Annotated in this window: 16 protein-coding genes; 10 read left to right on the forward strand and 6 right to left on the reverse strand. The window is 68.1% G+C overall.

The features are described 5' to 3' along the window. From ACQKJZ_RS01760 to ACQKJZ_RS01770, 3 genes are all read right to left on the reverse strand, one after another. The coding region (locus ACQKJZ_RS01760) for an acyl-CoA dehydrogenase (RefSeq protein ID WP_427729753.1) at positions 1-786 on the reverse strand (786 nt) is incomplete at its 3' end. Then, positions 783-1,823, reverse strand: coding sequence for a glycosyltransferase (locus tag ACQKJZ_RS01765; protein ID WP_427729754.1), 1,041 nt, complete (start codon positions 1,821-1,823; stop codon positions 783-785). The genes ACQKJZ_RS01760 and ACQKJZ_RS01765, both read right to left, overlap by 4 nt. Next, the gene (locus ACQKJZ_RS01770) at positions 1,820-2,254 is read right to left on the reverse strand and encodes a pyridoxamine 5'-phosphate oxidase family protein (protein ID WP_427729755.1); all 435 of its coding nucleotides are present in this window, start codon (positions 2,252-2,254) and stop codon (positions 1,820-1,822) included. Before ACQKJZ_RS01770 ends, ACQKJZ_RS01765 begins: the two co-directional genes overlap by 4 nt. Positions 2,255-2,596: 342 nt before the next feature. Here ACQKJZ_RS01770 and ACQKJZ_RS01775 point away from each other — a divergent pair, with 342 nt between their 5' ends. The 4 genes from ACQKJZ_RS01775 to ACQKJZ_RS01790 all read left to right on the forward strand — a co-directional run bounded on the left by ACQKJZ_RS01775 (position 2,597) and on the right by ACQKJZ_RS01790 (position 11,527). After that, on the forward strand, positions 2,597-5,911 hold the full coding sequence (locus tag ACQKJZ_RS01775) for a PAS domain S-box protein (RefSeq protein WP_427729756.1): 3,315 nt from the start codon (positions 2,597-2,599) through the stop codon (positions 5,909-5,911). Positions 5,912-6,012: 101 nt separating this feature from the next. Continuing rightward, complete coding sequence (locus ACQKJZ_RS01780; RefSeq protein WP_427729757.1) at positions 6,013-7,143, forward strand: DUF2332 domain-containing protein; 1,131 nt, start codon at positions 6,013-6,015, stop codon at positions 7,141-7,143. A gap of 95 nt (positions 7,144-7,238) precedes the next feature. After that, complete coding sequence (locus ACQKJZ_RS01785; RefSeq protein ID WP_427729758.1) at positions 7,239-9,713, forward strand: TonB-dependent receptor domain-containing protein; 2,475 nt, start codon at positions 7,239-7,241, stop codon at positions 9,711-9,713. 44 nt (positions 9,714-9,757) lie between these two features. Further along, a complete protein-coding gene (locus ACQKJZ_RS01790; RefSeq protein WP_427729759.1) occupies positions 9,758-11,527 on the forward strand; it encodes a methyl-accepting chemotaxis protein in 1,770 nt (589 codons plus the stop codon). 5 nt (positions 11,528-11,532) lie between these two features. Here the strand turns inward: ACQKJZ_RS01790 and ACQKJZ_RS01795 are convergent, their stop codons facing one another. From ACQKJZ_RS01795 to ACQKJZ_RS01805, 3 genes are all read right to left on the reverse strand, one after another. Further along, positions 11,533-12,051: a DUF6438 domain-containing protein gene (locus tag ACQKJZ_RS01795; RefSeq protein WP_427729760.1), complete on the reverse strand. Its 519-nt coding sequence runs from the start codon at positions 12,049-12,051 to the stop codon at positions 11,533-11,535. After that, positions 12,048-12,467 (reverse strand): hypothetical protein, encoded by a 420-nt coding sequence (locus ACQKJZ_RS01800; RefSeq protein WP_427729761.1) that lies wholly within the window; start codon positions 12,465-12,467, stop codon positions 12,048-12,050. Before ACQKJZ_RS01800 ends, ACQKJZ_RS01795 begins: the two co-directional genes overlap by 4 nt. A 152-nt stretch (positions 12,468-12,619) precedes the next feature. Continuing rightward, positions 12,620-13,039 (reverse strand): DUF3597 family protein, encoded by a 420-nt coding sequence (locus ACQKJZ_RS01805; RefSeq protein ID WP_427729762.1) that lies wholly within the window; start codon positions 13,037-13,039, stop codon positions 12,620-12,622. Between the two features lie 141 nt (positions 13,040-13,180). Between ACQKJZ_RS01805 and ACQKJZ_RS01810 the strand changes: the two genes are divergently transcribed. From ACQKJZ_RS01810 to ACQKJZ_RS01835, 6 genes are all read left to right on the forward strand, one after another. Beyond that, complete coding sequence (locus ACQKJZ_RS01810) at positions 13,181-13,753, forward strand: DUF4142 domain-containing protein (RefSeq protein WP_427729763.1); 573 nt, start codon at positions 13,181-13,183, stop codon at positions 13,751-13,753. 121 nt (positions 13,754-13,874) lie between these two features. Further along, positions 13,875-14,477: a hypothetical protein gene (locus ACQKJZ_RS01815; protein WP_427729764.1), complete on the forward strand. Its 603-nt coding sequence runs from the start codon at positions 13,875-13,877 to the stop codon at positions 14,475-14,477. A gap of 164 nt (positions 14,478-14,641) precedes the next feature. Beyond that, positions 14,642-14,953 (forward strand): hypothetical protein, encoded by a 312-nt coding sequence (locus ACQKJZ_RS01820; protein WP_312490924.1) that lies wholly within the window; start codon positions 14,642-14,644, stop codon positions 14,951-14,953. Between the two features lie 89 nt (positions 14,954-15,042). Then, positions 15,043-15,777 carry a hypothetical protein gene (locus ACQKJZ_RS01825; protein WP_427729765.1) on the forward strand — a complete coding sequence of 245 codons (735 nt, stop codon included), beginning with the start codon at positions 15,043-15,045 and terminating at the stop codon, positions 15,775-15,777. Positions 15,778-15,874: 97 nt separating this feature from the next. After that, positions 15,875-16,147 (forward strand): CsbD family protein, encoded by a 273-nt coding sequence (locus ACQKJZ_RS01830; RefSeq protein ID WP_427729766.1) that lies wholly within the window; start codon positions 15,875-15,877, stop codon positions 16,145-16,147. A 110-nt stretch (positions 16,148-16,257) separates the two neighbouring features. After that, complete coding sequence (locus ACQKJZ_RS01835; RefSeq protein ID WP_427729767.1) at positions 16,258-18,036, forward strand: chloride channel protein; 1,779 nt, start codon at positions 16,258-16,260, stop codon at positions 18,034-18,036. The last annotated feature ends 80 nt before the right edge of the window (positions 18,037-18,116 follow it).

Raw genomic sequence — 18,116 nt, forward strand, 5'->3', positions numbered from 1 at the left:
GACCGCCGCGCGGGCGGCGGCGACCAGGGGCAGGCGCGCGGCCTCGTCACCGAACCAGCTTTCGCCCGCCTCGCGGACGGCGGCGGCGCTCGCCTGGGCGAGGGCGTAGAGTTCGGCCAGGCGTCCCGCCTGATGCGGGTCAGCGTCACGCCCCGCCGCCGCCAGATGATCGCGCGTTGCGTCGAGCAGCGCGGCGACGCCCCCGGCCTGCACCGCCGCGAAACGCAGCGCGCCGCCGGTGAACCAGGGGTCGCGGACATAATCGCCGGGTAGGCCGATCCGGTCGTCGGGCCGGATCGCGGCCTGGCGCCAGCGAACGACATGCGTTTCCGACCGCTGCATCCCGGTCACCTGCCACACGCTGCGATCGATGTCGGGGGGCGTCCTTGCCAGGTCGAGCAGAAGCAGCTGCCGCCCGCCGGGCGCGTCCACCGTGACCAGCGCGTGCGACAGGATGCCCGCACCCGAGGCGAAGCTCTTGCCACCCGACAGCCGCGTGTCCTCGGCGGTCAGCGGGGCTCCGGGCAGGTCGGCGTTCCACACCCCCAGCGCCGCGCCCGCGTCGACCGCATCGCGCAACCGCGCGCGTTGATCGTCGCTGCCATAGCGGTTGACGATCTGCATGGCGTCGACATGCCCCTCGAACAGCCGCCCCAGCGCCAGGTCGCGACGTCCCACGCGGTAGAGAAGGCGGAGCAACGCCAGCATGTCGCCCGTCCCCGCCGGATCGGCGAGCGTGGGCAGTTCGGCGGTCCGTGCCGCGATCTGCGCGCGAAGATCGCTCATGCCGCGCGTTCCGACCAATGCGTCGTCAGGCCGGCCAGCATCGCCTCCGCCATCGGGAAGGGCAGGGTGCGCATGCCACCGGGCGGCACCGGCACCACCCGCATCGCGAAACCCTCCGCGTTGGGGGCGTCACGCGCGACGCCGACCAGATGGTCGTCATCGAGCCCGATCATCGCCGACAGCGCTGCGAACTCGCGGTCCGCAAAGCCGCGCCGGGCGATGGCGTGCGCGCGATATTGCCAGAGCTGGTCGGCGGGATGGGCGACCGCGATCCCGGCCAGACCCTGTCGGTCCAGCCGGTGAAGCGCCTCCGCCAGGCCGCTGGGTGCCCGCCCGCTGCGCCGGTCGGAGGTGTGAACGACGCTGGCCGCATCGCGCCGCACCCGCAGACCGGCGCGCGCCGCATCGTCGATCAACCGCCCATCCTCGCCACTGGCCAGCGGCGCGAAGCCGCCCAGACGGCGATAGGTGCCGCCGCGCAGGCCCATATTGGCGCCGCTGCCATAATGGTGGGTGACCGACGCTTCCCAGATGACCGGATCGATCCGCCGCCGTAGCGCGAAAAGCCGGTCGTAATAGCGCTCCACCCGGTCCTGGTCGGGGCTGGCACGGTGTCCTGCGCGGATGACCCGCCCCGCCACCAGATCGGCCTGGTCGAGCGCGGCGACCATCGTCTTGATCCAGTCGGTCTGCGGCCAGCTATCGGCATCGCTGGTCAACAGGACATCGTGCGGCGACGACAGCGTCGACAGACCAAGCATCATCGCCCGGTGCCGCGCGAGCCCGGCATTGGAGGCGGTGGCGGGGGGCGCGTGGCCGACGCGCAGATCGAACCGCGCGTGTCGGCGATACGCGTCGCCCACTTGCGCGCTGTCATCGGTACAGCCGTCGAGCAGCAGGCACAGGGTCCAGGGACCACGCCATTCCAGCACGGCCATCGCCTCGAACAGGCGCGGCAGGCGCAGCGCCTCGTTGCGCGCGGGGATGCAGATGGCGACGTGCGTGGTCCGATCGCCCGGCGCGCGAGGGCCGCTCAAGCGGCGACCTCTCCCTCTTCGCCCCCGTCCCAATAGCGGATTCGATCCGCATGGATCCTGATCATCACCACGCCGGGCGTGTCGATGCCATTGGGGAAATAGCGGTCCAGATCCTTGGTCCAGTGCGCCTCGAACTGGCTTTTGTCCTGGATCAGCGTGGCATGGCCTTCGATCGCGATGAACAGCGGCGGGCCGCCCAGCATCCCGACCGCGCCTGTATAGCTGAGTACCACCTGGGGGTGCGCGCGGATGTCGGCGATCTTGCGCGACTGTTCATAGGCGAAGAAATAGCTGTCGCCGTCATAATCGACATCGCCGTTGTTGCTCATCGGTCGCGCCGTCAGCGCCCCCGACGCATCGTGCGTGGCGAGCATGGCGAAGTCGAGCTTCGCCATTTTCTTCGACAGGTCCGATAGGGTCAGCTGCGCCATGTCCTGCTCTCCGTCATACGGGCTGGCGGATCGGCCAACCGATTGATTTTCCTTCCATGGCGAAACGGCTGTCGTCCCGACTTGTTCATCGATGTTATCGCTCGGGGTCATCATTCCATGTCATGAGCGGCGCCGGGCTTGGCGACCTGCATGGCGGCAGGTGCTCCGATGCGGAAAATGATGTGGAGAAAGACGGATTCGTCTGGTCCTGAAGGAACCCCGCCCCCGGTCATGCGCTGGCGACCTCATGACAATAGGCCGCGCCGGCGCCGTGATGCCCAAGACCGCCCCCTTTCGAGCAGCAGGTCCCCGACACTCGTGACGCATGCAACCGACGACCCGATGAGGACACCCGCGAACAAGGTGGAATGGACCGAGGAATCGCGCCTCGCCGCGCTCGATCGCTATGCGATAGTCGACACCGCGCCCGAACCCGAATTCGACGACGTGGTCCGGCTCGCCGCCGATGTCTTCGAAGCGCCGATGGCGATCGTCAGTTTCATCGCCGCCGATCGCCAATGGTTCAAGGCCAGGGTCGGCATCGCGGCGAGCGAGGTCCCCCTCGACGGCACGATGGGCGCGCAGGCGATCCTGCAGCCGGGTACCTTCGTCGTGCCCGACGCCGCGCGTGACGAACGCTTCGCGGACCATCCCCTGGTCGCCGGTGCGCCGCATCTGCGCTTCTATGCCGGCGCGCTGCTCGCCACGCCGGAGGGCTTGCCGATCGGCACGGTCAGCGTCCTCGATACGGCACCGCGCCCGGACGGTGTCACCGAGCGGCAGCGCCTGACGCTGGAATTGCTGGCGCGGCAGGTCATGACCCAGCTCGAACTGCGGCGCGAGATCGCGATGCGCGATGCGCGGGCGGCAAGGATGGAGGCGGAGATCGCCGGGCGGCTCGCCGCCGACCGGGCCCAGCAGGAAAGCGAGCGGCGGCTGAACGCAGTGCTCGACAATACCCGCATGGCCGTGTTCCTGATGGATGATGCGCAGCAGTGCATCTATGCTAACGCCGCCGCCGAGGCGCTGACCGGCTATTCGCTGGCCGAGATGCGGGGGCGGCCGCTGCACGATGTCGTTCATCACACCCGCCCCGACGGCTCGCATTATCCGCTGGAGGAATGTCCCATCGACCGCGCCTTTCCCGAGCGTGCGCAGATGGACGGCGAGGAGATGTTCGTTCGGCCGGACGGCAGCTTCTATCCGGTCGGCTTCACCGCCAGCCCGCTGCACGACGAGCATGGCCGTCCGATCGGCACGGTGATCGAGGCGCGCGACATCACCGCCCGGCGCGCCAGCGAGGCGGCGATCCGCGAATCGGAGGCGCGGTTCCGCAACATGGCCGATCACGCGCCGGTCATGATGTGGGTCACCGACGTCGATGCCCATTGCACCTATCTGAACCGCGCCTGGTTCGACTTTACCGGGCAGGATCCCGAGTCCATCGGCGCCTTCGGCTGGCTGGAGGCGGTCCACCCCGAGGATCGCGGCTGGTCGGGGGAAGTCTTCCTCAAGGCCAACGCCCGGCAGGAAGCGTTCCGGCTGGAATATCGCCTGCGCCACCGCGACGGTCATTATCGCTGGGCGATCGATGCCGCCTCGCCGCGCTTCGACGCGGATGGCGGGTTTCTGGGCTATATCGGCTCGGTCATCGATATCCATGAACGGCGCGAGACCGAACAGGCGCTACGCGCCAGCGAGGAACGCTATCGGACCCTGTTCGAGGCGGTCGACGCCGGTTTCTGCATCGTCGAGATGATCTTCGACGGCGACCGGGCGGTCGATTATCGCTTCGTCGAGGCCAATCCCGCCTTCCGCCATCAAACCGGTCTGGTCGATGCGGTGGGTCGGACGGCGCGTGACATGGTGCCGGACCTCGAATCGGTTTGGTTCGAACGCTATGGCCATGTCGCGCAAAGCGGCGAGCCCGTCCGCTTCGAGGAAGGATCGGAAGCGATGGGGCGGTGGTTCGATGTCCACGCCCTGCGCGTCGGGGCGCCCGAGATGCGCCGGGTCGCCATCCTGTTCAACGACATCAGCGCCCGGCGCATGGCGGAGCTGAAGCTGCGGCGGATGAACGACACGCTGGAGCTGCGGATCGAGGAGGCGGTGGCGGAGCGCAAGCTATGGGCCGACGTCATCGAGAATACCGACGCGCTGATCGGCGTGGTGTCCGCCGATTTCCGCTATCTGGCGCTCAACACCGCCTATGCCGACGCGTTCGAGCGCATCTATGGCATTCGGCCGCGTGTCGGCGACTCGCTGCCCGACCTGATGACGCCATTTCCCGATCACCGCGATGCGGTGCTCGGTGTCTGGAAGCGCGCGCTGTCCGGCGAGGAGTTTACGATCGTCGAGGAATTCGGCGTGCCCGAGCGCGACCGCCCCTGCTACGAACTGCGCTTCAACGCGCTGCACGACCGCAGCGGCAAGTTCGTCGGCGCGTTTCAATATGCGATCGACGTGACCGACCGCCTGCGCGACCAGACGCGGCTCGCCCAGGCGGAGGAACAGCTTCGCCAGGCGCAGAAGATGGAGGCGGTCGGCCAGCTGACCGGCGGCATCGCGCATGATTTCAACAATCTGCTGGCCGGGATCATCGGCAGCCTGGAGATCATCCAGCGGCGGCTGTCGACGGGGCGCACCGACGGGCTCGACCGGTTCATCGACGGGGCGCAGACCTCGGCGCAGCGCGCGGCCGCGCTGACCCAGCGGCTGCTGGCCTTTTCACGCCGGCAGACGCTCGACCCCCGGCCCACCGACGTGAACCGGCTGGTGTTCGGCATGGAGGACCTGATCCGGCGGACGGTCGGCCCGGCCATCACGGTGGAGGTGGTGGGCGCCGGGGGACTGTGGCCGGCGAAGGTCGATGCGGCACAGCTGGAAAGCGCGCTCCTCAACCTGGCGATCAACGCGCGCGACGCGATGCCGGGCGGCGGCCGGCTGACCATCGAGACGGCGAACAAATGGCTCGACGACCGCGCGGCAAGGGCGCGCGACCTGCCACCCGGCCAGTACCTGTCGATCTGCGTCACCGACAATGGCACCGGCATCGCCAAGGACGTCGTCGACCGCATCTTCGACCCGTTCTTCACCACCAAGCCGATCGGGCAGGGGACGGGGCTGGGCCTGTCGATGATCCACGGTTTCGTCCGCCAGTCGGGCGGGCAGGTGCGCGTCTATACCGAGGAAGGGCAGGGCACGACCATGTGTCTGTACCTGCCGCGCCATATGGGCGAGGTGGACGAGGATATGGTCCCCGACGATGTGATCCCCGACGACGGCGCCGGCCGCACCGTGCTGGTGATCGATGACGAGGCGACCGTGCGGATGCTGATCGTCGAGGTGTTGCGGGACGCCGGCTACCGCGCGATCGAGGCGGAGGACGGGCCATCGGGGCTGCGGATCCTGCAATCCGTCGGCGACATCGATCTGCTGATCACCGATGTCGGCCTGCCCGGCGGGATGAACGGGCGACAGGTGGCCGATGCCGCGCGCGAGAGCCGCCCCGACCTGAAGGTCCTGTTCGTCACCGGCTATGCCGAGAATGCAGCGGTCGGCAACGGCCATCTCGCGCCCGGCATGGCGGTGGTGACCAAGCCGTTCGTCATGACCGACCTGGGCAACAAGATCGTCGAGATGCTGAACCCGGTATAGCCGGGCGGCGCGAGGACGAACCCTTTTCCGTCGCGCCATGAAGGCGGATCCGGCGGCGCGGGGGCGTCCGCCTCCACGCGCCGGCGGAGATATATTAACGATTGCGACGCCATATCGGCGCCATGCAGCCGGATTACTCGACCGTGATGTGCCTGGAGCCGGATGGTCCGTCACGGCCCACCCCGCCGGCCGAACACATATCCGATACGCCGATGGGCGAATTGATGCGCCAGTCCGATGTGATGCGCGGCCTGGGAGCGCCGTTCGTGGCCGACCTGCTGGCGGCGGCCGAGCGGCAGCTCGATCATGCACCGCGCACCGCCCGCCTGATCCGAAGCTGGGGAAGTACGGCGGCCTCCTCGGCGATCGCCATGCGGGTCAACGCCGCACTGCACGCCCTGGCGCGGCATGGCGCGGTTCCGCTGTTGAGCTCGCTGTATGCCGGCGAGCATCGCCGCTTCGACGAGGCGGTGGCCCAGGCGCTGGCACGCCATGACGATCTGCTGGTCGCCTGGCTTCATCAGGTGCCGCAGACCAACGAGGTCGGACGTGCGGCGGCGTTCCAGGCCGCGCTGATGCGGCTGGCGCGCGATCATGGTCACGGCTTCGAGCTGTTGGAGATCGGCGCCAGTGCCGGGCTCAACCTCAATCTTTCGCGCTACGCCTATGATCTGGGTGGGGTGCGGGCGGGCCAGCCGGATTCCTCGGTGCGAATCGCGCCGCAATGGCGCGGGCCGCCACCGCCGGACGCGCCGGTCGTCGTCGCCAAGGCGTGCGGCGTCGATCTCCATCCCGTCGACATCCGCGATCCGGGGGCTTGCGAGCGGTTGGCGTCGTTCGTCTTCGCCGACCAGCCCGAACGCGCGGCGCGGCTGGGGCACGCGCTGGCGTTGGCCCGGCATTATCCACCACGGGTCGACGCGGGGCACGCCGCGCCATGGCTCGCGGCCCGATTGGCCATGCCGCCGATGGCGGCCGGGCGGCACCGGGTCGTCCTCCATTCCATGGTGCTGCAATATGTCGCGGCGGACGAACGCGCCGCCATGGAACGGACGCTGGCCGACGCGGCGCGCGGCGCCAGCCCTGCGTACCCCTTGGCCTGTGTCGGTTTCGAATGGGATGCGCGGCGCGAACGCGTCGAGCTTCGGCTGCGTTCCTGGCCGGATGGTGGGGACCGCATCCTGGCCTATTGCCATCCCTATGGCGCCTGGATCGATTGGCAAGACGCGTAACCGGACGTCATGCGAAATGGGGAACCGTTTCATCCATAATTAACGCGCCCATCCTATTCCTCCGGCGGCGGGAATCATAAGATCAACGGGGGAATATGATCGTTTATCGTCTGCTTGCGACGGTCGCATCTTTGTGTTTCGTGACGCCTGCTCTTGCAGAAACTGTCGTGAAACCCGGCGGCGAGTCGCCGCAGACGACCGCGCCATCCCAGGATACGATTTCGACCGGTGTCGCCAAGGGGCGGGACCGCCTCGACAGCGCGACCTCGACCAGCATTCTGCGCCCCGAGGAGATCGAGACGTTCGGCCCGCGCTCGACCGGCGACCTGATGCGCGTCATTCCGGGCATCCGCTCTGAAGCCTCGACCGGTGAGGGCGGGGTCAGCCTGTCGGTCCGTGGCCTGCCGATCGCCAGCCAGGGCCTGAAGTTCGTGCAGTTGCAGGAAGACGGACTGCCCGTCCTGGAGTTCGGCGACATCCTGGGCGCCGGCCCCGATTTGTATCTGCGCACCGATCTGAACATTGCGCAGATCGAGGTGATCCGCGGCGGATCGGCCTCGACCTTCGCGTCCAATTCCCCCGGCGGCCTCATCAACTTCGTATCGAAGACCGGTACGCAGGAGGGCGGCGCCGTCGCGCTGACCGCCGGCATCGACTATCGCCAGTATCGCGCCGATTTCGATTATGGGGCGAAGCTCGGCGATGGTCTGCGTTTTCATATCGGTGGCTTCTACCGGCAGGGCGAAGGCCCGCGCCGTACCGGATATGACGCGCAGAAGGGCGGCCAGATCAAGCTGAACGTCACCAAGGAATTCGCCGGCGGCTATATCCGCCTGTACGGCAAATATCTGGACGACCGCACGCCTTTCTACGACGCCGCGCCCTATCGCGCGACCGGCACCAACGCCGATCCCCAAGTGCGCCCGGTGGTCGGTCTGAACGGCATCCATGACACCATGCTGTCGCGCTATATCCGAACCAGTCTGGTGCTCGACGGCGACAACAACGTCGCCGTGCATGACATCGCCGATGGCTTGCGCAGCAAGGCGGCGACGATCGGGATGGAGACCCGGATCGACTTGGCCGGTTGGACCGTCACCGAACGGTTCCGCTATGCCAGGATGTCGGGTGCCTTCGTCGCGCCGTTCAGCAGTGCGTTCCTGCCGACATCGGCGTTGCCGCTGATCGGCGGGCCGGGCGCGACCCTGTCCTATGCCAATGGTCCGCTTGCGGGGCAGGCGATCGCCAATCCCGGCACGCTGAATGGCAATGGCCTGTTCGCGGTCCTCAACCTCCTCGATCTGCAGAACAACAATCTCGACAATGTCACCAACGACATTCGCGCCAGCCGCGTATGGTCGGTGGGCGGCGGCGACCTGACTACGACGGCGGGCTTCTACGCATCGCGCCAGACGATCGATCGGGATGCGCTCTGGTCGACATTGATCAGCGATGTGCGCGGCGACGGTAGCGCGGCGCTGCTCGACGTTCGGACCCGTACGGGGCAGTTGCTGACGCTGAACGGCATTTATGCCTTCAACCTGGCGCTGGCGAACGGTACGCGGCGCCGCACGATCGATGTCGATTACGCGGTCAATGCGCCCTTCGCCTCGGTCAATTACCATATCGGCCGCATCGCGATCGGCGCCAGCATCCGTTACGATTTCGGATCGGCGAACGGCCGGATCATCAGCGCGGACCTGGGCGGCGGCCGGGTCGGTACGGTGACGCGGGACATGAATGGCGACGGCATCATTTCGCCCGCCGAGCAGAAGGTCGGCGTCTCGCCGTTGAGCGCGCCCGCGCCGGTCGATTACAACTACCACTATCTGTCCTATTCGACGGGCATCAACTTCCGCATTTCCGATCCGCTCGCGGTCTTCGCCCGCTACAGCCGTGGCGCCCGCGCCAATGCCGATCGCCTGTTGTTCACGCCGGTGGTCAGCACCACGACCGGCGGGCTGCTGATGCCGTCGGCCGCCTATGACCCCGTCAAGCAGGCCGAGGTCGGGGTGAAGTATCGCACCGACATGCTGACCCTGAACCTGACCGGCTTCTGGGCCCGGAGTCAGGACAGCAATGTCGACCCCGTGACCTCGCAATTCATTTCGCGGGATTACGAGGCCAAGGGGCTGGAGTTCGAGGGCGGCTTTCGCCGGGGCATATTCGGCCTGACGGCGGGCGCGACCTATACCGATGCGCAGATCGTCAACGACCGCGTCAATCCGGCGTTCGAAGGCAATACTCCCCGGCACCAGGCGGCCTTCATCTTCCAGGCCACGCCGCAACTGACGATCGCGGGCTTCACCATCGGGGCCACGGTCGTCGGCACGACGGACAGCTATGCTCAGGACAATAATGCGCTGAAGGTCCCGGGCTTCGTCACCACCAACGGCTTCGTGCAGGCCAGGGTCGCCGACCGCATGACGATATTGTTCAACGCCAGCAACCTGTTCGACGTCGCCGCCTTCACCGGCTTCGATGAGGCGAGCATCCCCGCATCGGGCATCGTCCGGGGGCGTCCGCTCAACGGACGGACCGTATCGGCCACCGTCCGCTTCGACTTCTGATCGCCAATACGTACCTCCGCCGGCTCTATGGAAAGAAACGAACAATGCTTTCGAACATGAACATCCCCAAGAAACTGGGCGTATCGTTCCTGGTGATCAGCATGTCGGCGGCGGTGATGACGATCGTCTTCTTCGCCAATATCTGGGAAATCCGCAGCGCGACGGCGCGCAGCAACCATGCGCAGGAAGTCTATGCCAAGGCCCTGACGCTGGAGACGTCGATCCTGCGCGAGAACAGCCAGCTGCGCGGCTTCCTGGTCACCGGCGACAAGAGCTACCTCAAATCCTATGACGAGGCGCGCGAGGAATATGACACGACCAGCCGCGAGTTGGAGACGCTGCTGGTCGATCCGGCCAAGCGGGCGCTGCTCGCCAAGTCGGTCGAGGAGAAGGCCCGCTGGCGGCGGCAATGGAGCGACCGGCTGACCGCCTGGGTGAAGGCGGGGCGGCGCGACGAGGCGCAACAGGCGGTGCGCGACGCGGGCAAGGCGGTGCTGACCAGCGCGATCGTGCTGCCGCTGCGCGACATCCGCGCTGAGGAAACCGCCGCCATTCAGGAAAATGCGGCGTCGCAGGAGCGTGCGATCACCACCGCCATCGTCGCGCTGGTCTTGGGCGGCATCATGCTGATCGGCATCGCCATCATGTTGCAGATGCTGCTGAGCCGCAGCATCGCCCGGCCGATCACCCGGCTGACCCAGTTGATGGCGGAACTGGCGAAAGGCAAGAACGACGTCGACGTGCCCGGCAGCGAGCGCGGCGACGAACTGGGCGACATGGCGCGCGCGGTGGTGGTGTTCCGCGACGCCGCGCGGGCCAAGGTCGGCGACGACCGTGAGCGCGAACAGGCGCTGCAGGCGATCGGCGGCGGGCTGCACAGCCTGTCGCAGGCCGATCTGACGGTGCGGCTGACCGGCCTGCCGCCGGCCTTCCACCAACTGGCCGAGGACTTCAACGGCGCGGTGCAGAATCTCTCCAGCCTGACCAGCGACGTGCGCGGCAGCGCCGGCGCGATCCGCACCAATATCGAGGAGATCCGTCAGGCGACCGATCATCTGTCGGCGCGCAGCGAGCAGCAGGCGGCCAGCCTTCGCGAAACGGCGGCGGCGGTCGGCGAGATCACGCAAGGGGTGCGCGACGGCGCGGTCAACGCCAGCGACGCCAATCGCGCGGTGACCGAGGCGCGCGACGAGGCCGAGAAGGGCGGCCAGATCGTCGCCAAGTCGATCACCGCGATGAACGGTATCGACCAGGCCAGCCGCGAGATCGTCGACATCATCGCGGTGATCGACGGCATTGCGTTCCAGACCAATTTGCTGGCGCTGAACGCGGGCGTCGAGGCGGCGCGGGCGGGGGATGCGGGCAAGGGCTTCGCGGTCGTCGCCTCGGAGGTGCGCGCGCTGGCGCAGCGTTCGGCGGATGCGGCGTCCGACGTCAAGTCGCGCATCGTCTCGGCGATCGACCATGTCCGCTCGGGCGTGACCCTGGTGGACGAGACGGGCAACGCGCTGCAACGGATCATCGGCAAGGTGTCCGATGTCAGCGCGGTGGTCGACGTGATCGCCAAATCCTCCGAGCAACAGGCGCACAGCCTGAGCCAGGTGAACATCGCGATCGGCGAGATCGACTCGGTAACGCAGCAGAACGCCGCGATGGTCGAGGAATCGACCGCCGCCGCCACGATGCTGGCCAAGGAATGCGGCGCGCTCGTGTCGTCGGTGATGCGGTTCAACGTCGATGCCGGACCGAACGGCGTATCGCCGGTCGGCGCGACCGAACGCTCCATGCGCCCGGCGCTGCGCCGCGTGTCGTAACGTCGTTATCCCCGCGAGACGCCGGGGCGCGTCACCTGTTTTGTCCAGTCGGCGATGCCCAGCCGTGACGGCAACGCGCGCAACAGCCTGACCAGCCCCTGGCCGGGACCGCCAGGGCAGGCGTCCTGCACGCGCGCGACGGTCTTGCGTCCGGCCGCGTCGGTCCAGGTCACGCTATAGGCTGAGGTGTCGGACACGGCCGCCGTGCAGGCGACCGGCACATCGTCGCCGGTCGCGGGGCGATAGCGCGCGAGGTCGCGGACCAGCGCGCTGGGCACGGGCGCGGGAACCCGCGTCGTGCGCGCGCCGAGCACCGCCGTATGCCGCTCCCCGACGAAATGGACAGCACCATCGGGGGCGACCGACACACTATAGACGGGACAGAAGCCGAAGCACGGACCGACCGCGACGCGCACCGTCTCGCCCGGCGTCGAAGTCGCCGGCCGGCCGGCCCTACCCGTGGTCGCGCATCCACCCAGCATCATCGCCGCCGACAATGCCGCCATCGTCAGGTAGCGGGTCATCGTGCGGCGCTCCGCAGGCCGGGGGGAAGCATGTGGACGGGGCAATAGCGATAGGTCGTGCCCGCGCCGCGCATGCGCAGCGTGAAGGTCAGCGCGTCGGTGACGGTGATCATCTGACGTTCGGTGAAACGCGGGGCCGGGCCCATGCCCGCAGCGATGCAGGACTGGCTGACGTCATAGCGCCGCCCCTTGCGGGACAGGATGCGGACGCGGCAGGCATGGGAATGCGCGCTGCTGATCCCGCGTCCGTCATATTGCCGGATCGCCACATTGGGCGCGGTCCCGCAGGACACGCCCTTTTCAACATAGATGCCGGGCTTGAGGGGATAGACGCCACCCGGTCGGGGCGCCGTATCGACACTGGCGGTGGCCGCCGTCGCGCCGGCCAGCGCCGCCATTCCCATCCATAGCAGCATAAATGTGCCTTTCTCCTTGTCCGGCCGCGGCATAAGCGGGCGACGTTGAACGCAAGACGGCGCGGATCGCGCGGACCCTTGGGGCCGGGAATGGCGGCCGTACGCGCGCGAACGACCGGCCGCCCCCGATCCTGCCGGGGGCGGGGCGTCGATCAGTGACGCAGGCTGTCGGGGACGATGCCGCCATTCTCCGCCAGCTTGTCCATCACCGCCTTGTGAAGCGCGATATTCTGCTCGGCGCTGCCATCCTCGCCGGCATGGACATTCAGTTCGTTCGCCAGTTCCTTGCGCGCCGACAAGCTGGAATCGAGGTCGAGCAGCTTGAGCAGATCGACGATCGAGCGTTGATAATTGCCCCCGCCATTCTTCATCGACGCCATTTCGGACAGTACGGCCCCGACATCGACCGACTGCTGGGCGGGGGCGGGCGTCGGCGCGGCCGCTGCGGGGGTGGGGGCCGCCTGCGTCGGGGCGGGGGTCGGGGCGGGGGCCGCGGCAGGCGTGGCCGGCGCGGTGGCCTTGTCACCGCCGTGGTGGAAGATCTTGCCCAGGATGTTGCCGAAGATGCTCATTCTATGCCTTTCCTTCGCTGTCGCCGCGTTACGGGCGGTCCGCGCTCCAACGATGCAGAGCGGCCTGGGGTCCGCAGGGAACGTCACGCGGCGATGCGGGGTTATGCAGGTGGATCCATGCAATTTCAGGGGTTTGCCGACATGACCATTCGCGCCACCATTCTCGCCACCACCGCTCTGCTGGCCCTGGCCGGCTGCGGTCGCGGCAACGACACCGCGCAGACCAACATGACGAACGACACCGCGATGACGGCGCAGCCCGACGCGACGACGCCGACCCCGGCGGCCAGCGCCTCGCAGAGCTTCGTCAACGCCGCCGCCGCCAGCGACGCCTTCGAGATCGAAACATCGAAGGTGGCGCTGACCAACGGCGCGTCGGCGTCGGTCAAATCCTTCGCCCGCAAGATGATCGAGGCGCACACCGCCTCGACCGCCAAGCTGAAGGCGACCACCGCCGGCCTGTCGCCGGCGCTGACCCCCGATCCGACGCTGAACGCCGAGCAGCAGCAAAAGCTCGACCGACTGAAGGCGCTGAACGGCAACGCCTTCGACCAGGCCTATATCACCGAGCAGACCGCCGCCCATCAGCAGACGCTCGATACGCTGAAGGCCTATGCCGCCTCGGGTGACGTGCCCGCGCTCAAGAGCTTCGCGAACGAGATGATCCCGACCGTGACGGCGCATCTGAACATGGCGAAGTCCCTCAAGGCCTGATCGCCGCCGGACGATCGGACCGGACATGGCCCGCCCGGACCTTCGCGGTTCGGGCGGGCTTTTCCATATCGCCAGCCTTGGCCAACCGCCACGCCGCCGGTTAGGATCGCGGCGGAGACCCATGACGATGCCCAGACCGCAACCCCTTGCCCGTGTCCTTCGCCTGTCGATTCTCGCCGGGCTGTTGGCCTGTCCGCCGGCGATCGCGCGAGAGGCCGGCGCGCGCGACCTGGGCGACTGGACGGTGGCGCGGAGCGGGGACGGGCAGGGCTGTTTCCTCACCCGGCTCTACGATCGCCCCGGCGAGACGACGCTGTTGCTCGGGCTCGATCGTGACGGGACCAACCATCTGACGGTCCTCAATGCCAATTGGTCGATCGAGCCCCGGCAGAAGCTGAAGCTCGATTTCCGCCTGTCCAAGGGCGGCTATGCCAGACATTTCGCGGTCGGCATGGCATCGGATGGCAAGCGCGGCTTCGTGACCAGCTTCGAGACGCAGTTTCCGGCCTATTTCGCCAGTTCGCATATGCTGGCGATCGCGCGCGGCGATGTGCCGGTCGAGCGCCTGCCGCTGGACGGCAGCGGCGCGGGCGTGGCGGCCCTGCGCCAGTGCGTCGCGAAACTGGGCGACGCCCCGCGCGCGGCGAGCGGGGAAAAGGGTGGTTTGCAGGACATTCCGCGCGACCCTTTCGCCACCGGATCGCCCCGCAAGTCGCGTCGATAGCGCGTACCGGACAGGGGCCGGCGACGAAACGCCCTTATTTTACGGTATGTTACGGCCGCGCATCGATTGGTCGAAGATGAGGCACAGTCGATCAGAAAGCGGATTGTCGGATGATTGCGGCTCGGCTTGCTTGATTCAGTTGGTCAACGACTGAAAGTTTAGTGATGTCTGCTTACGCGTCCAAATCCCTGCTCGCCCTGGTCACCCTGGCCGGCGCCGTCAGCCTCGGCGGCTGCGCCACCAAATCCTATGTCCGCGAACAGATCGCCCCCGTCAGCCAGCGCGTCGACACGCTGGAGGCGCGGTTGCAGGAAACCGACGGGACGGCAAAATCGGCGCTGGCCGAGGCGCAGGCCGCCTCGCAACAGGCGCAGAACAACGGCCAGCGGCTCGATCAGTTGAACGGTCGCGTCGATGGCATGGACCAGCGGCTGACCGTGCAGGAACGGCGCCCCGCCAAGCGGGCACGCCACTGATCGCCACCCGGCGATCCTGACAATCCCCTTTCGCCTGTCGGCCGTCCCCGAACGGGGGGCGGCCGATCTTTTGTGAGTATGCCGAACCGATGAAGCAAGTCGTGCGGGCGCTGGCCGGGCTGGCGCTGATCCTGCCGCCGGCGATGGTCGATGCCGCGCCGCTGGCGAAAACCGGCCAGTCCGCCCGGTCCGCCCGGTCCGCCAAGGCGAAAAAGGGAGCAAAGGCTACCCCCGCGCCCACCCCGTCGCCTGCGATCCTGCCGTCAGAGGCGGTCGACCGGGTCGTGGCCTGGGTTACCGGCGCGGGCGACAATCACGGGTTGCCCTGGGTGGTCGTGGACAAGACCCAGGCCGCGATGTTCCTGTTCGATGGCAAGGGCAAGCCGATCGCCGCCGCCCCCGTGCTGATCGGCATCGCGCTGGGCGATGAGGCCAGTCCGGGCGTCGGCAGCAAGAAGCTCGCCGATCTGGGACCGGCCGAGAAGACCACGCCGGCGGGACGCTATCTCGCCCGGTTCGGCCTGCCGGTGGCGGGGGAGCGGGTGCTGTGGGTCGATTACGCGACGTCGGTGGCGATCCACCCGATCCCGACCGATGCCGGCGCGCGCGAAAAGCGGCGCGAGCGGATGCTGTCGCCGACCCCGGACGACAATCGCATCACCTTCGGCTGCATCAACGTGCCGAAGACCGTGTATGCCCGGCAACTGCGCCCGATGTTTCGGCAGAAGGGCGGTTATGTCTATGTGCTGCCCGACACCAAGCCGATCGAGGCGGTGTTCCCGCGCCTGCGCGTGCAGGCGGTGGCGGCGGGGATCGCGGGATAAGCGCCCACCGATCGACGTCCATGCAGCCTTGCGCGCCGGTCGCGCGTTCGGTCGTCGGGGATCACGGGTCCCATCCATTTTCGTAAGGAGACGATCGATGAACACCGACACGCTTACCGGCTCGGCCACCAACATCGGCGGTCAGGTCAAGGAAGGTCTGGGCTCCGCGCTGGGCGACACGTCGATGCAGGCCGAGGGCAAGGGCGATCAGCTGAGCGGCACCGCGCAGAAGACGCTGGGCGAGGCCAAGGATGCCGTGCGCCCGATGATCGATTCGGCGCGCCAGTTCGTCCAGGATCGCCCCTTCGCGGCCGCGGCGCTGGGCGGCGTATTGGGCCTGGCGCTGATCAACACGTTGCGCGGCAAGTAACACATATATCCCGGCGGGCGGGGATCGTCCCCGCCCGTCGCTCACCCCATGCGCCGCCGTATCCAAGTCCGCGCGTGACACCGATGGCGCGCGGCGGCAGAGCGTATGGAATGGCCCGCTCCCTTCCCCGACCGCCCATATGGCAGCGCCTCGTGCGCCGGGGCACGGCCTGGCCCCGCTGGATCGCGAAGCAGGCGCGCTCGATCGAATCGCTGTTCGTCGTCGTCGCGGTGGTCGTCGGCATGGGCGCCGGATTGCTGACCGTCATCCAGGGTGCGGTCGCCCGCACCCTGCAACATATCGCCTTCGGGCTGCCCGCGAACATGCGGTTGAGCGGCATGCCCGACCTGGACTGGCGACAGCTACTGATGCTGCCGGTAGGCGGGGCCGTGCTGGTCCTGTTCAACCGTCTGGTGCGCGCGCGCCGCCGGTCGCTGGTCGACGCGGTGGAGGCCAATGCGCTGCACGGCGGTCGCCTGTCGGTGCGCGACAGCGCGATCGTCTCGGGCCAGACCATGTTGTCCAACGGGTTCGGCGCGTCGGTGGGGCTGGAGGCGGCCTATGCCCAGCTCGGCGGGCTGATCGCCTCGCTGATCGGGCGGTGGCTGAAGCTGCGGCGGATCGAGGTGCGCACGCTGGTCGGGGCGGGCGCGGGCGGCGCGATCGCGGCCGCCTTCGGGGCGCCGCTCGCCGGGGCCTTCTACGCGTTCGAGGTCGTGATCGGCGCCTATACGCCCGCCGCCATCGCCCCGGTCGTCGCGGCGGCCCTGGCGGGTGCGCAGACCGCGCAGCGGCTGGGCGTCGTGCCCTATATCGTCCATGTCGAGCGGGGGCCGGCCATCCATGGCCTCGGCTATCTCGTCTATGGGGCGCTGGGCGTGATCTGCGCGGTGGTGGGCATCGTCATCATGCGCGCGGTCGGCATGGTGGAGGGACGCGCCCGCGCCGTCCTGCCGGGCTGGGGGCGGCCGATCGCCGGCGGGCTGCTGCTGGCCGCTCTAGCCGCCGTTTCCCCGCAGGTCCTGTCGGCGGGGCACAGCGCGCTGCACATCAACATGATGGCGGCCATACCCTTGACCGTTATCGCCACCGTGCTGGTGATGAAGGCGCTGGCGTCGATCATATCGCTGGGCTTCGGCTTTCGCGGCGGGCTGTTCTTCGCGTCGCTGTTCCTCGGCACGCTGATCGGGCATCTCTATGCCGGGCTGCTGGGGTGGATGATCGGCGCCTCGGTGCTCGATCCAGGCAATGCGGCGATGGTCGGCATGGCGGCGCTGGCCGTGGCGGTGATCGGCGCGCCCTTTACCATGACCATGCTGGTCCTGGAGGCGACGGGCAATTTCAGCCTGACCGGCGCGGTGCTCGCCGCCAGCCTGGTGTCCTCGACGATCGTCCGGCAGTTCTTCGGCTATTCCTTCTCGACCTGGCGGCTTCACCTGCGCGGCGAGACGATCCGCAGCGCGCGCGATGTCGGCTGGGTCAAGGCGCTGACCGCCGGGCGGATGATGCGCCGGCAACCCAATCTGGTGCCGCAGGACATGACCGTTGTCGAATTCCGGCGCCGCTTTCCGCTGGGCTCGACCAGCCGGGTGGTGCTGGTCGATGCGGACGAACGCTATGTCGGCATCGTCACCCCCGTCGCCGCGCATGACGCGACGGTGGAGGGGGATGCCGCCATCGGCACGCTGGCGGACGGACAGGATCAGGCGCTGCGGCCCGACATGGACATCCAGATGGTGATGGCGGCGTTCGACGCCGCGCGCCGCGACGAACTGGCGGTCGTCGATGCCGAGGGCCGCGTCCTGGGCCTGTTGACCGAGGCGCATGTCCGGCGCCGTTATGGCGAGGAACTGGAAAAGGCGCAGCGCGAATTGTTCGGCGAAGCCTGAGCCCTCATGCACCGACCGGACGCCTGGGGCATCGGCGTCGGCCACGCGATGCGGATCGCTGGTGGGAGCATTGGCAGCGT

The organism is Sphingomonas sp. NPDC019816, from assembly GCF_050274375.1.
Lineage (GTDB): Bacteria > Pseudomonadota > Alphaproteobacteria > Sphingomonadales > Sphingomonadaceae > Sphingomonas.

Coding starts and splice junctions, on each gene's coding strand:
- ACQKJZ_RS01770 (WP_427729755.1), bottom strand. CDS start 2,254: ATGGCGCAGCTGACCCTATCGGACCTGTCGAAGAAAATGGCGAAGCTC.
- ACQKJZ_RS01775 (WP_427729756.1), top strand. CDS start 2,597: ATGAGGACACCCGCGAACAAGGTGGAATGGACCGAGGAATCGCGCCTC.
- ACQKJZ_RS01785 (WP_427729758.1), top strand. CDS start 7,239: ATGATCGTTTATCGTCTGCTTGCGACGGTCGCATCTTTGTGTTTCGTG.
- ACQKJZ_RS01790 (WP_427729759.1), top strand. CDS start 9,758: ATGCTTTCGAACATGAACATCCCCAAGAAACTGGGCGTATCGTTCCTG.
- ACQKJZ_RS01795 (WP_427729760.1), bottom strand. CDS start 12,051: ATGACCCGCTACCTGACGATGGCGGCATTGTCGGCGGCGATGATGCTG.
- ACQKJZ_RS01800 (WP_427729761.1), bottom strand. CDS start 12,467: ATGCTGCTATGGATGGGAATGGCGGCGCTGGCCGGCGCGACGGCGGCC.
- ACQKJZ_RS01805 (WP_427729762.1), bottom strand. CDS start 13,039: ATGAGCATCTTCGGCAACATCCTGGGCAAGATCTTCCACCACGGCGGT.
- ACQKJZ_RS01810 (WP_427729763.1), top strand. CDS start 13,181: ATGACCATTCGCGCCACCATTCTCGCCACCACCGCTCTGCTGGCCCTG.
- ACQKJZ_RS01815 (WP_427729764.1), top strand. CDS start 13,875: ATGACGATGCCCAGACCGCAACCCCTTGCCCGTGTCCTTCGCCTGTCG.
- ACQKJZ_RS01820 (WP_312490924.1), top strand. CDS start 14,642: ATGTCTGCTTACGCGTCCAAATCCCTGCTCGCCCTGGTCACCCTGGCC.
- ACQKJZ_RS01825 (WP_427729765.1), top strand. CDS start 15,043: ATGAAGCAAGTCGTGCGGGCGCTGGCCGGGCTGGCGCTGATCCTGCCG.
- ACQKJZ_RS01830 (WP_427729766.1), top strand. CDS start 15,875: ATGAACACCGACACGCTTACCGGCTCGGCCACCAACATCGGCGGTCAG.
- ACQKJZ_RS01835 (WP_427729767.1), top strand. CDS start 16,258: ATGGCCCGCTCCCTTCCCCGACCGCCCATATGGCAGCGCCTCGTGCGC.